11 protein-coding genes are annotated in these 13016 nt (G+C 61.6%); 6 read left to right on the top strand and 5 right to left on the bottom strand.

Features of this window, described 5'->3' with window-relative positions:
* The first annotated feature begins 146 nt into the window (after positions 1 to 146).
* The 4 genes from ccoG to ccoS are packed head-to-tail and all read left to right on the top strand — an operon-like array spanning position 147 to position 4697.
* Positions 147 to 1724 (top strand): cytochrome c oxidase accessory protein CcoG, encoded by a 1578-nt coding sequence (ccoG, locus tag NA8A_RS17245; RefSeq protein WP_040672916.1) that lies wholly within the window; start codon positions 147 to 149, stop codon positions 1722 to 1724.
* The gene (locus NA8A_RS17240) at positions 1721 to 2218 is read left to right on the top strand and encodes a FixH family protein (RefSeq protein WP_040672915.1); all 498 of its coding nucleotides are present in this window, start codon (positions 1721 to 1723) and stop codon (positions 2216 to 2218) included. The genes ccoG and NA8A_RS17240 overlap by 4 nt, the downstream gene beginning before the upstream one ends.
* Positions 2215 to 4512, top strand: coding sequence for a cation-translocating P-type ATPase (locus tag NA8A_RS17235; RefSeq protein ID WP_009451646.1), 2298 nt, complete (start codon positions 2215 to 2217; stop codon positions 4510 to 4512). Before NA8A_RS17240 ends, NA8A_RS17235 begins: the two co-directional genes overlap by 4 nt.
* Positions 4509 to 4697 (top strand): cbb3-type cytochrome oxidase assembly protein CcoS, encoded by a 189-nt coding sequence (gene ccoS / locus NA8A_RS17230; protein WP_009451645.1) that lies wholly within the window; start codon positions 4509 to 4511, stop codon positions 4695 to 4697. Before NA8A_RS17235 ends, ccoS begins: the two co-directional genes overlap by 4 nt.
* Before the next feature lie 53 nt (positions 4698 to 4750).
* Here the strand turns inward: ccoS and NA8A_RS17225 are convergent, their stop codons facing one another.
* From NA8A_RS17225 to NA8A_RS17205, 5 genes are all read right to left on the bottom strand, one after another.
* Positions 4751 to 5176, bottom strand: coding sequence for a universal stress protein (locus NA8A_RS17225; RefSeq protein WP_009451644.1), 426 nt, complete (start codon positions 5174 to 5176; stop codon positions 4751 to 4753).
* 13 nt (positions 5177 to 5189) lie between these two features.
* Positions 5190 to 7883, bottom strand: a complete 2694-nt coding sequence (locus NA8A_RS17220; protein ID WP_009451643.1) for a TRAP transporter permease — start codon at positions 7881 to 7883, stop codon at positions 5190 to 5192.
* Between the two features lie 85 nt (positions 7884 to 7968).
* Complete coding sequence (locus NA8A_RS17215) at positions 7969 to 8949, bottom strand: TAXI family TRAP transporter solute-binding subunit (protein WP_009451642.1); 981 nt, start codon at positions 8947 to 8949, stop codon at positions 7969 to 7971.
* Between the two features lie 285 nt (positions 8950 to 9234).
* Positions 9235 to 10557 (bottom strand): aspartate aminotransferase family protein, encoded by a 1323-nt coding sequence (locus NA8A_RS17210; RefSeq protein WP_009451641.1) that lies wholly within the window; start codon positions 10555 to 10557, stop codon positions 9235 to 9237.
* Positions 10554 to 11459 carry a MurR/RpiR family transcriptional regulator gene (locus NA8A_RS17205; RefSeq protein WP_009451640.1) on the bottom strand — a complete coding sequence of 302 codons (906 nt, stop codon included), beginning with the start codon at positions 11457 to 11459 and terminating at the stop codon, positions 10554 to 10556. The genes NA8A_RS17210 and NA8A_RS17205 overlap by 4 nt, the downstream gene beginning before the upstream one ends.
* An 81-nt stretch (positions 11460 to 11540) precedes the next feature.
* Here NA8A_RS17205 and NA8A_RS17200 point away from each other — a divergent pair, with 81 nt between their 5' ends.
* Both NA8A_RS17200 and NA8A_RS17195 read left to right on the top strand, forming a co-directional pair.
* Positions 11541 to 12389: a beta-keto acid cleavage family enzyme gene (locus NA8A_RS17200; RefSeq protein ID WP_009451639.1), complete on the top strand. Its 849-nt coding sequence runs from the start codon at positions 11541 to 11543 to the stop codon at positions 12387 to 12389.
* Positions 12390 to 12586: 197 nt separating this feature from the next.
* Positions 12587 to 13000 carry an OsmC family protein gene (locus tag NA8A_RS17195; protein ID WP_009451638.1) on the top strand — a complete coding sequence of 138 codons (414 nt, stop codon included), beginning with the start codon at positions 12587 to 12589 and terminating at the stop codon, positions 12998 to 13000.
* Positions 13001 to 13016: the final 16 nt, after the last annotated feature.

Below are 13016 nucleotides of genomic sequence, written 5' to 3'. Positions count from 1 at the left end.
AGCCCGGTCCTTGCGACCGGGTTTTTTTGTCGCAGCGACCGAAGGCGCGCTTTCCTTCCCGGGCCGGACGGCTTTGATCCGCATCAAGGCGTCAGGTGCGCCGGAATGACATGAGACAGTGACCACACAGTTCACGAGCCAAGCCAATGACCTTAGCCACAGACACTGTAGCAAGCCCGGACGTGGAGCGAATCGATGCGGAGGCCGTGAATTCGGCCAAGACGCGCCAGCCGCTCTATGCCGCGCGCAAGAAGATCTTTCCAAAGCGCGCTTCCGGCCAGTTCCGGCGCTTCAAATGGATCATCATGGCCATTACGCTGGGCATCTACTACCTGACGCCCTGGTTGCGCTGGGACCGCGGGCCCTACGCCCCCGATCAGGCCGTGCTCATCGACCTCGCCAATCGGCGCTTCTATTTCTTCTTCATCGAAATCTGGCCGCAGGAATTCTTCTACGTGGCGGGGCTTCTGGTGATGGCCGGCATCGGCCTCTTCCTGATCACATCGACCGTGGGACGCGCCTGGTGCGGCTACACCTGCCCGCAAACCGTCTGGGTCGATCTGTTTCTCGTGGTCGAACGCGCCATCGAGGGCGACCGGAACGCCCGTATCAAGCTCGACAGCGCCTCCTGGTCAGGCGGCAAGCTTGCCAAGCGCTTTTCGAAGCATGTCATCTGGCTCCTGATCGCCGTGGCGACTGGTGGTGCGTGGGTGTTCTATTTTGCTGATGCGCCGACGCTGCTCGTCAATCTGGTAACCGGGAGCGCGGCACCCGTCGCCTATATGACAATCGCCATACTGACCGCGACGACCTATGTGTTCGGCGGACTCATGCGCGAACAGGTCTGCACCTATATGTGCCCCTGGCCGCGCATCCAGGCGGCGATGCTGGACGAGAACTCGCTGACCGTCACCTACAATGACTGGCGGGGCGAACCGCGTTCGCGTCATGCGAAGAAAGCAATCGCCGCAGGCGAATCCGTTGGCGATTGCGTGGATTGCAATGCCTGTGTCGCCGTCTGCCCCATGGGCATCGACATTCGCGACGGGCAACAGCTCGAATGCATCACCTGCGCGCTTTGCATCGATGCCTGCGACGGCGTGATGGACAAGCTCGGGCGCGAGCGCGGCCTGATCTCCTACGCCACGCTTTCGGACTACAACAACAACATGGCGCTGGCGACGGCGGGCGGCAGCACGTCCATCGACCCGAAACTCGTGCACGGCACGGACGGCAAGCTGACCGACAATGTGGTGCACTTCCACTGGCAGAAGATCTTCCGCCCACGCACCTTCGTCTATTTCGGTGCCTGGTCTCTTATCGGTGTTGCAATGCTTTATGCCCTGCTCACCCGCGACAGGCTGGAAGTGAACGTGCTGCATGACCGCAATCCGCAATATGTGCTATTGTCGGATGGTGCGGTCCGCAACGGCTATACGGTCAAGCTCCTGAACATGATCCCCGAGCCGCGCGTCATCTTCGTCTCGCTCGAAGGCCTGCCCGGCGGAACCATGCAGGCGGTGGGCATCGACCAGCCGGAAGGCCGCTCACTGGCCGTTCCCGTGGAACCGGACAAGCTGCGCGAAATTCGCATTTTCGTCCGGCAACCCGCCGAATACACGAAGGATGGCAATGAGCGGTTCAACTTCGTCGTCGAGGACAAGGCAAGCTTCGAACGCGATGTGTATCATGCCAAGTTCAACACACCGGAGAACGCACGATGAGCGGACGGGCTGATAGGCCGAAGGAGTTTACCGGGCGGCACATGCTCCTTCTGATGATTGCCTTCTTTGGGGTCATCATATCGGTCAACGTCACGATGGCGGTGCTGGCCAATTCGAGCTGGACGGGCCTGATCGTCAACAATTCCTATGTGGCGAGCCAAACCTTCAACGAACGGGCGGCTGAAGGCCGCGCCCAGGACGCACTCGGCTGGACAGGTGCTTTCGCGGCCGCCGACGGCGCCGTCACCTACAGGCTTTCGGACAAGAGCGGCAGCCCGATCCGTCTCGACGCGGTTCGGATCACGATGCACCGCCCCGTCACTGCCGATGAGGACGTCACGCTCGACATGGTGGCACAGGATGACGGAAGCTATATGGCCCAGCATGGTCCCGGCGACGGAACCTGGGTCGTAAAGATCGAGGCCGATGCAGGTCTCGAACATCCCTTCCGCGACGTCCGGCGGGTGGTGATCCGCGACGGAGCGACAAGATGAGCTGCTGCGCGCCCGGCACGGAAATGGCGCTCGAAGCCGCCGAGGCCGAGCGCGCAGGCCCTTCCGCCGAAGAGATATTGCTGACAAGCCGCGCCATCGGCGACGGATTGCGACAGACCGATCTTTCCGTGCCCGGCGTGCATTGCGGTGCCTGTATCCAGGTCATTGAAAAGGCGCTTAACAAGCTGGACGGCGTCGCGGCCGCGCGCGTCAACCTTTCCACCCGCCGCGTCAGCGTGAAGTGGCGTGAGGACAAGCTGCCGCCGATCATAGAAACGCTGAACAGGCTCGGATATGCGGCCCATCTCTTCGAAGCCGGAGAGACCGGCAAGGATCCGGTCCTTTCGGAGCTGATACGCGCAGTGGCCGTGGCCGGCTTCGCGGCGGGCAACATCATGCTTCTTTCGGTTTCCGTCTGGTCGGGCGCCGACGATGCAACGCGCGACATGTTTCACTGGCTTTCGGCGCTGATCGCACTACCGGCTCTTTTCTTTGCAGGGAGTATCTTCTTCCGGTCAGCCTGGAACGCGCTCAGACACGGGCGCATGAACATGGACGTGCCCATCGCGCTCGGCGTGTCGCTCGCCTATGGGCTCAGCCTATATGAAACCATTAACCACGGTGCGCACGCCTATTTCGATGCGTCCGTTTCGCTGCTGTTCTTCCTTCTGATCGGTCGCACGCTGGACCATGTGATGCGTGAGCGGGCACGCACCGCCGTCTCGGGGCTGGCGCGGCTTGCACCGCGCGGCGCGATGGTGCTTTCGGACGATGGCGGACGCGACTATTTTCCGCTGGAGGAGATAAGGCCGGGCATGCGGATTGCCATTGCTGCGGGCGAACGCATCCCTGTCGACGGAGTGGTGGAAAGCGGCGCCTCGGAGATCGATTGCTCCATGGCGACTGGAGAAAGCGCGCCACAGGCAGCAGGACCCGGCGCAGATATCCGCGCCGGCATGCTGAACCTCACGCAGCCATTTGTGATGCGCGCCACTGCCACGGCCGACAACTCGTTTCTCGCCGAAATGATGCGCCTGATGGAGGCAGCCGAAGGCGGGCGGGCGCTCTATCGCCGGCTTGCCGACCGCGCCTCCGCGCTCTATTCACCGGTCGTGCATGTCACTGCCTTCCTGACCTTCCTCGGGTGGATGATCGCCACCGGAGGAGACTGGCATCGCGCGATCACGGTTGCCATTGCGGTGCTCATCATCACCTGTCCCTGCGCGCTCGGCCTTGCTGTGCCAATCGTGCAGGTCGTCGCGGCCCGCCGGCTCTTCGAAAACGGCATCATGGTCAAGGACGGCGCGGCAATGGAAAAGCTCGCCGAGATCGACAGCGCCGTCTTCGACAAGACCGGAACGCTGACGCTGGGGGTTCCGCACCTCGCCAATGAGCGGGAATTGGGGGACACCACGATGGCACTGGCAGCTTCGCTTGCGGTCCATTCACGCCATCCCTTTTCGCGCGCCATCGTGCGCGCAGCCGCCGGAGCCGGAGCCGGCTCTGCGGCGGTTCAGTTCGACACGGTGCGCGAATTGCCGGGCCTTGGCATCGAGGCCCTGAGCGGTGCCGACGTCTGGCGGCTGGGCCGTGCGGGCTGGGCTCTGGACCTTGCCTCGGACGCCTCTCATGAAAGCGGAACTGTGCTCGCGCACAACGGAAGACGGCTTGCAGCCTTCCGCTTCGACGACACGCTGCGTCCCGACACCAAGGCAGCCGTCGACCATCTGCGGCTGCAAGGCATCGGGCTCGAAATCATGTCCGGCGACAGCCGCGAACAGGTGGCGCGTGTGGCCGGACGGCTCGGCATTCAGACCTGGGAAGCCGGCGTCCTGCCCGGTGAAAAGCTTTCCCGTCTGTCCGCTCTTTCCAGTGAAGGACACAAGACGCTGATGGTGGGAGACGGGCTCAACGACGCGCCAGCCCTTGCCGCTGCCCATGTCTCCATGGCGCCTGCAACGGCTGCGGATATAGGCCGGAATGCCGCCGACTTCGTGTTCCTGCGCGAGAGCTTCCTTGCCGTGCCTCTCGCCCGCGACATCGCAAAACGGGCCGGGCGGCTGATCCGCCAGAACTTTGCGCTCGCCATCATCTATAATCTTCTGGCCGTGCCCATTGCCGTGCTCGGCTATGTGACGCCCCTCATCGCCGCAATCGCCATGTCGCTTTCCTCGTTGATCGTCATCGGCAACGCGCTACGGCTGCGCACCGATGCAAGGCTTGTCGGCAACCACGGCGACACGGAAGCGGACCACCGGCAGGCAGAAATTTCGACGATGGTGGAAGCGGCATGACCAATCTTTTCATCCTCATTCCGGTTGCGCTGTTTCTTGGCGCCATCGGGCTGCTCGCCTTCCTGTGGTCGCTCAAAAGCGGCCAGTATGACGACCTCGACGGGGCGGCCGAACGCATTCTTATGGATGAGGCAGACGAAAAGCCGCTCAATGACAAAGAGCGGGGCACACGGCCCCGCTCCTGATGCTACCGGTTATCCGGTCGGATTTCTCCTGACGGCCCAGGCTTACAATCGGATCAGCGCACCACCAGAACCGAAATCTCGGCATGGCGCACGACGCGCGCGGCATTGGGCCCGATGAGATAATCCTCAGGCCCGGGGCGCTTGGCGGACAGCACGATCAGATCCGCCTTGATCTCATTCGCATAACGCAAAATCTCGCGATAGATCGAACCGTGCCCCACGATGTGCCGATGTTTCACATTATCGGGCACGTGTTTGGAGGTGTATTCGTGCAAGGCGGTATTGGCATGTTCTATCGCCTGGCGCTCATGCTCCTTGGGGAAGAAGCCACCCACGATCGACATGCCGTAATCGGGCACGACCGTCATGATATGCAAGCGGCTCTTGAAGGTTCTGGCGTAGTCGACCGCCGTTTCGAGCGTACGCAGCTCGTTTTCGGCATTTCCCAGATCGATGGATACGAGGATGTCCTTGTACATCGTTGTTTCCTCCTCAGGCCTGAGCCGATTGCGGCTTGCCGGCATGCGGGTTGCCGCCCAGCGTGCCGCCGCGGCGGCGCTGGCTGAACATCACCAGCCCCAGCAGGATGATTGCCGGAATATAGAACACCTCACGCGGCAGGCGCCCTTCATTGCTGACCTGAACCGCCGTGACCTCAACAGGGGTGTCGGCATAGAAATCAAGGCTCGACAGGGTTTTGCCCGCAAGGCTGTTCATATCGAACGGCTCCTCAAGAATGACCTTGCCGTCCTCCACCCGGGCCACCAGGCCGGTCGCTTCCTCGAAACGGGCCTCGCCCGTGTCGGCAGTTGCGCCGAGATTGAAAGCCATGGTGCGCTCATCGATCTGGTCCGGATTGTCGAAATTCGGGCCGCGGATCGAGAGGCGGATATTGGCGTTCTCCGGTTCTTCCTTAACCGCCTCGAATATCTGTGCGGGCGCAGTCTCCACATAGGGCGGCTGCACCAGATCGAGGAAAAAGCCCGGACGCAACAGCATGAAAGTGACAAGCAGCAGGGAAACGGTCTCCCAGATGCGGTTGCGCGCCATGAAGAACCCTTGCGTCGCGGCCGCGAATATCAGCATCGCGATGATCGCCTTGAAGGTGATCAGAACAGCACCTGCCCAACCCACATCGATCAGGAGAAGATCCGTGTTGAACACGAAGATGAAAGGCAGAAGCACCGTGCGCAACGAGTAGAAGAAAGCCGTGAAGCCGGTCTTCATCGGATCGCCCCCGGAAACCGCAGCGGCGGCGAAGGAGGCAAGGCCCACCGGTGGCGTCACATCGGCCATGATGCCGAAGTAGAACACGAACATGTGTGCCGCGATGAGCGGGATCAGCACCCCGTTGGCCGCACCGAGCTCGACGATCACCGGCGCCATGAGCGAGGAAACCACGATATAGTTGGCCGTGGTCGGAAGGCCCATGCCAAGCACCAGACTGATCAGAGCTGTGAAGACGAGGATCAGGAAGATGTTGCCGCCCGAGAGGAACTCGACAAACTCGGCCATGACCTGGCCGATGCCGGTGAGCGTCACCGTACCGACGATGATGCCGGCGGCGGCCGTCGCACAGGCGATGCCGATCATGTTGCGCGCGCCGAGGATCAGGCCGACGCGAAGATCGGTGATGCCTTCGCCAATGGCAGCGCGCTGTTCGTCGCTTTGCAGGCCACGGAAGAGCGCCTTGAGCGGCTTCTGTGTGAGGATGATGACGATCAGCAAAAGCACCGCATAGAATGCCGAAAGGCCGGGCGACTTACGCTCCACCATCAGCGTCCACACAAGGACGAAGAGCGGCAGAAGATAGTGAAGGCCGGTCTTGATGACTTCGGAAGCGACCGGAAGCTCCACCACCGGGGCGTTGGGATCGTCCATTTCCAGGTCGGGCGCCTTTGCCGCGTACCAGATGAGCGCCAGGTAGGCGAGCAGCAGCGCTGCAACCAGAACCGTGCCCGAAACATTCGGCAACGCCGCCTTGACGAAGTTGATGGCGAAATAGAGCACGCCGACAAGAATGACGATGGAGGCAATCACGATGCCCGAGCGCATGAGCGACACGAGCGCGGGATGGGTGACACGCTTCGGCAGCACCGGCATGTCGTTCTTCACCGCTTCGAGATGCACGAGATAGAGCAGCGCGATGTAGGAAACGACGGCAGGCAGGAATGCGTGCTTGATTACTTCCAGATAGGAAATGCCGACATACTCGACCATCAGGAATGCGGCGGCGCCCATGACGGGCGGCATGATCTGGCCGTTGACGGAACTCGCGACCTCGACCGAGCCCGCCTTTTCAGGCGTGAAGCCGACACGCTTCATCAAAGGAATGGTAAAGGTGCCCGTGGTGACGACATTGGCGATGGAAGAGCCGGAGATAAGCCCCGTCATCATGGATGACAGCACCGCGGCCTTGGCAGGACCGCCGCGCAGGTGGCCGAGCAGGGCAAAAGCGAGCTTGATGAAGAAATTGCCGGCGCCGGCGCGGTCGAGCATCGAGCCGAACAGAACGAACAGAAACACGAACGCCGAGGACACGCCGAGCGCAACGCCGAACACGCCGTTCGGCGACAGCCACATCTGGTCCATCGCACGGCTGAAGGACGCACCGCCCCAGCGAATGATGTCGGGAACATAGGAGGACGAGCCGAAGAAGACATAGGCCAGGAAAACCATGGCCACGATCGCAAGCGGCGGCCCCAGCGCGCGGCGTGTCGCCTCAAGCAGAAGCACCATGCCGATGCCGGCAACGATCAGGTCCTGCGTGATGGGCAGGCCGGGTCGCCCCGCAAGGGCACGGTAGAACACGAAGATGTAGAGCGCGCAGCAGGCAGCAACGATGGCCAACACCCAGTCGAGCAGCGGTATTCGATCGCGCGGACTGGAGGAAAGCGCAGGGAAAGCCATGAAGGCAAGGAACAAGCCGAAGGACAGATGAATGGCGCGCGACTGGGCATCGTTCAGCACCATAGGCAGCCCCGTCAGGCTCGACAATGTGTAAGGCAGAGGCGATGCAATATAGAGCTGGAAGAGGGACCAAAGCAGCGCGATGCCGGCTATGACCAGTCCCGCCGTCCCGGCAGGATCGCGCGCACCCGTATCGCTGGATGCAACCAGATCCTGGAGTTCTTCCTCATTCAGCGCCGTGGAGGCCCTGCCCGCATCTTCAGGTTTCGTCGCCATTGTCCCCGTATCCCCTTATGAATCGTTTTAATTTCCAGGGAAAAGAAGGGCGCCCGTTTTACGGGCGCCCCTTGATCTTGAAGGCTTACTTCAGCCAGCCTTTTTCCTTGTAGTAGGCCTCGGCGCCCGGATGCATGGGGGCGGAGTTACCCTGATTGACCATGCTTTCCGGCGTCAGGTTGGCGAGCGCGGGATGCAAGGCCTTGAAAGCATCGAAATCCTTGAAGACGGCATCGACGAAAGCGCGCACGACATCGTCCGGAACGTCGGCGGAGGTGACGACAGTGGCGCCCACACCGAATGTGTTCACGTCGCTGTCAGTGCCGCGGTACATGCCGCCCGGGATCGTGGCCTTGAAGTAGTAGGGATGATCGGCGATCAGCTTATCGACGACCTCGCCCTCGACCGGAACGATCACGCTATCGCAGGTGGTCGTGGCTTCCTGGATGGCGCCGGCCGGGTGGCCGACCGTGTAGGCGAACGCATCGATGTTGTTGTCGCAAAGCTGAGCACTCTGCTCGGCAGGAGCAAGCTCGGAAGCAACTGCGAAGTCAGCGTTGGTCCAGCCTTTCGACGCAATCAGCAGGTCCATCAGGGCGCGCTGGCCCGAACCCGGATTGCCGATGTTGACGCGCTTGCCCTTCAGATCATCGAAGGAAGCGATGCCGGCATCCTTTCGGGCAACAACCGTCAGCGGCTCGGCATGAAGCGAGAAGACCGAACGCAGCTTTTCATGCGCGCCGCCTTCCTTGAACGGGCCTTCGCCCTTGAAGGCGTTGTACTGAACGTCCGACTGAGCAACGCCGAACTCCAGATCTCCGCCCTTGATGGCGTTCACGTTGAACACCGAGCCACCCGTCGATTCGACCGAGCAGCGAATGCCGGTCTCGCGACGATTCTGGTTCATCAGACGGCAGATCGCACCACCGACCGGGTAGTAGACGCCCGTCACACCGCCCGTACCGACGGAAACGAAACGCTGTTCCTGTGCGCTGGCGGCGCCGGAAGCGAGCGAACCCAGCATGGCGGCCGCAAGGCCGAAACCCAGAATACGATTTGGTTTCATAAAACGTCTCCCAACTGCATTTACGCGTTCATGTTGCGTGCACGTCGAATTGTTGTGCAGCCCTTCAAGACCGACAACCGCGACCGGACATTGCGTGCAAGATGCCCGGCCATGCGCAATCTCGAAAGGCACAGGTGACGAAGCGTGAAGCCCACCTCGCCCCAAGTCAATGGATAGACTGCGCAATTTCCTGAAACTTGCAACCCGAAGACGCGCGCAACCAGCAATCGATGAGCACAAGTCTTTGGATAACAAGGTTTTTGTTTCTCTTTTCTATAAACACCTTCAAGCTACCGCAGCGTCAACTGCATCCCCCAGACGCTCGACAATCGCGTCCGCGGAAACCTCATCCAGAATAAATGGCGGCGCCAGTAGAACGTGATCGCCACGAGAACCGTCAATCGTTCCACCCGACGGGTAGATCATCAATCCACGTGCCATCGCCTCCTTTTTTATTCGCGCGTTGAGCTTCAGCGCGGGGTCGAAAGGCTCCTTCGTCGAACGATCCGCAACGAGTTCCAGGCCGAGGAAAAGACCGCGCCCGCGAATGTCGCCGACATGCGGATGGTTTCCAAAACGCGCTTCCAGGCGCTCTCGCAGATACGTCCCCATGCTCCTCACATTGGCGAGAAGATCGTCACGTTCAATGACCTCCTGCACCGCCAAAGCGGCAGCACAGGCAACCGGGTGGCAGATGTAGGTATGGCCATGCTGGAAAAAGCCCGATCCGTTGGCAAACGCATCGAAAATCTCCCGCGACAGGAGCACGGCGCCGATGGGCTGATAGCCCCCGCCAAGCCCCTTGGCGATGGTCATGAGATCGGGTGCGACACCATCCTGCTCGCAGGCATGCATTGTGCCGGTGCGCCCCATGCCGCACATGACTTCATCCAGGAGAAGAAGAACGCCATAGCGGTCGCAAATCTCGCGGATACGCCCGAAGTAACCGGCCACGGGCGGCACCGCGCCTGCCGTAGCGCCCACCACCGGTTCTGCGACGAAAGCCATGACCGTCTCAGGGCCGAGTTCGAGGATTTTCTCTTCCAGCGCACCGGCGGCGCGCGCAGCGTAATCCTCTTCGCTCTCCCCCGGTTTTCGATACCGGTAGGCATAGCATGGATCGATGTGGTGAGTGTCGATCAGGAGGGGGCGGAAGGGGTCGCGCCGCCATTCATTGCCGCCGGTCGCCAGCGTGCCCAACGTGTTGCCGTGATAGCTCTGGCGGCGAGCGATTATGTTGCGCCGCTGCAGCTCGCCCTTTTCGACAAAGTACTGGCGCGCCATTTTCAGCGCCGCTTCATTGGCCTCCGAACCGCCGGAAACGAAATAGACATGACTGATACCTTCCGGCGCGCCAGCAATCAGGCGGTCGGCCAAGCGTTCGGCCGGCTCGTTGGTGAAGAAACTCGTATGGGCGTATGCGAGTTTTTCGGTTTGCGCCTTGATCGCCTCGATGACATCCACATGACCGTGACCGAGACAGGAAACGGCAGCGCCGCCGGAAGCGTCGATATAGGCGCGGCCTTCCGCGTCGAAAAGTTCCACGCCGCTCCCTCCCACGGCAAGGGGGAGCTTTGCGTGTATCTGGCGATGCAGAATGTGGGTCATCTCGATTTTCCGAAGCGATGCGCACGCGGCGCGGATTGAGAAAGGTGAATCCTGAGGTCCGACAGCTGACGCTCGGCCCGCTCGATGGCGTCAAGCGCCGTTTCCCCGCCGAGCCCCGCCACAAGGGCCGCGAGAATTTCTGCTGCGGTGAAGGCCGCGGACATGGTGTGGAGGAATGAAGGGCTTTCCGTGCCGATGCAGATGGCATGATCGGCCAGAGCCGCAACGGGGGAGACTGGACTGTCCGTCAGTGCAATGACTGCGAGCCCAAGGGAGCGGGCATACCGGGCGGCCTCGACGCTCGCCGTCGTATAAGGGGCGACGGTGGTGACGAAAAAGACATCCCCGCCCCGCCCATGCCGCAAGGCATCGAGACCGGTGCCATCTCCTGCTCCAAGCAGGACAGCCTTTTCGCCAAGAAAGGACATGGCATAGGCGAACTGGGCAGCAATGGCATGGCTGGAACGCAATCCGAAACAATAAATACGTCGTGCAGCGGCCATCGTCTCCGCCGCCTCCGCCAGAGCATCGAGCGATGCCGGCTCGCCAAGGCGCGCCACCTGTGCCGCGCTTGCGGCAGCAATATCGCGCGCCAGCGCGTGGCTGCCGCCCTGCTTCTGCCGCGCAACCTGCGCACCGGCCTTGCCGGAAAAGCCGAGCGCCTTTTCCTTCAGGGCTTCGCCGTGGAGTTGCCGCAACGCCTCATAGCCCTCGAGCCCCAGGCGTTTTGCCAGCCGCGTCATCGTCCAGGGTTGCACGCCGGCGCGGCGTGCCTGTTCGCGCATCGAAAGGAGGGCGACATCGCCCGGATTGTCGAGAATATAACGCGCCGCCACACCAAGCTGCCCAGGCAACTGGTCGAAGGAGGATGCAATGCGATCTGCAACAGCGGCACGGTCCATGAAATGCATCCTAGACGCAGATCGGTGATTATGCAACAAACGTTGCATTAATTGCCTTGAATGCAACGAACGGAGGATTTCGTGGGCGAGATCGTGCAGCGCGTGGCAATTGCCGTGGCTCCCAATGGAGGACGCCGGATCAAGGTCGACCATCCGGCTATTCCGCTGACGACAAAAGAGCTGGCAGCGACCGCTGCGGCCTGCCTCGAGGCGGGGGCCGCCATGATCCACTGCCATGTTCGTGACGCCGAAGGCCGGCACATTCTCGATGCGGATGCCTATCGCGACGCCATCTCCGCAATCCGGCGGGCGGTGGGAGAGCGCATGGTCATACAGATCACCACCGAGGCGGTGGGACGCTATGCACCTGCCGAGCAAATGGAGGCGGTTCGCGCCGTGCGGCCCGAGGCGGCCTCGCTTGCCCTGCGCGAGCTGGTGCCGGATGCCACCCATGAGGAAGAATTCTCCCGTTTTCTTTCCTTCATGCGGTCGGAGAACATCGCACCCCAGATCATTCTTTATCATCCCGAAGAGGCTGAGCAGCTCAAGGGGATGATGGCACGCGGGCTGATCCCCTTTCCCGAAATCCCCGTTCTCTACGTGCTGGGCCGCTATACGGAGGGCCAGCGTTCGAACCCTGCCGATCTTTTGCCGTTTCTCGACAGCACGATGCCGAAATTCGGGCATTTCATGGTCTGCGCCTTCGGACAGCGCGAGACAGCCTGCGTGACGGCATCCGCCCTTCTGGGAGGCCATGCACGGGTGGGGTTCGAGAACAATTTGCACCTGACGGACGGGTCCCTGGCCCCGGACAACACGGCGATCGTTGCAGGCGCCGCCCAGGCGCTCGCAACGCTCGGGCTGAAACCGCAGGACGCCGATGGCCTGCGGGCAGACTGGGGACTGGGCTCGCCCGCTCGAGGTCGATAAACCCGGGCGCAGGAACCAATTGCTGATTGCGTGGCGCAAGTGGATGTGCGGTCCAGACATCACTGGAGCGGTTCGTCATTTCATTGAAACGCAGGGCCGCGCAAACTCTTTGTTTGTCCGCATTTATGCGGACGTCAGGTGATTCCACCTGACTGCAAAATGCTCTAGATGTGCGCAACCACCCACAGGAGTCTTCCATGGCCATCCGCATCAAGCCCAAGACCTACGGTCCTTATACGACCGCTATCGGCCCCAACAAGATCATCCACGTGGCGACAGCCGCGAAGCAAACGGTTGCCATCACCTCCCCCTCGACGGAAGAGGCCGGAACGCCGGTGGACTTCCTCGTCTCTGCACTGGGCGCCTGCCTTGCGCCGTCGTTTCATCATGCGGCCCAGGAAATGAAGATCGACGTGGGAACGGTCTCCGTCGAAGTCAGCGCCCGCAAGGCGGAAGACCTGCCCGACCGCGTTGGCAGCTACAGCGCAGCGGTTGCTCTTGACCATGTGCCGGGCGCCGAGGATTGCGCCGAACTCATCAAGCGCGCAAAGGCGCGCTGCACGGTCTCCAACTCGCTCAACGGGCCGGTGGAGATGCGCATCGCGGATTGACGGAACAGGCTGCTTC

Origin of the sequence: Nitratireductor indicus C115, from assembly GCF_000300515.1 — a bacterium.
Lineage (GTDB): Bacteria > Pseudomonadota > Alphaproteobacteria > Rhizobiales > Rhizobiaceae > Nitratireductor > Nitratireductor indicus.
This window is presented reverse-complemented; position numbering and strand designations above follow the sequence as displayed.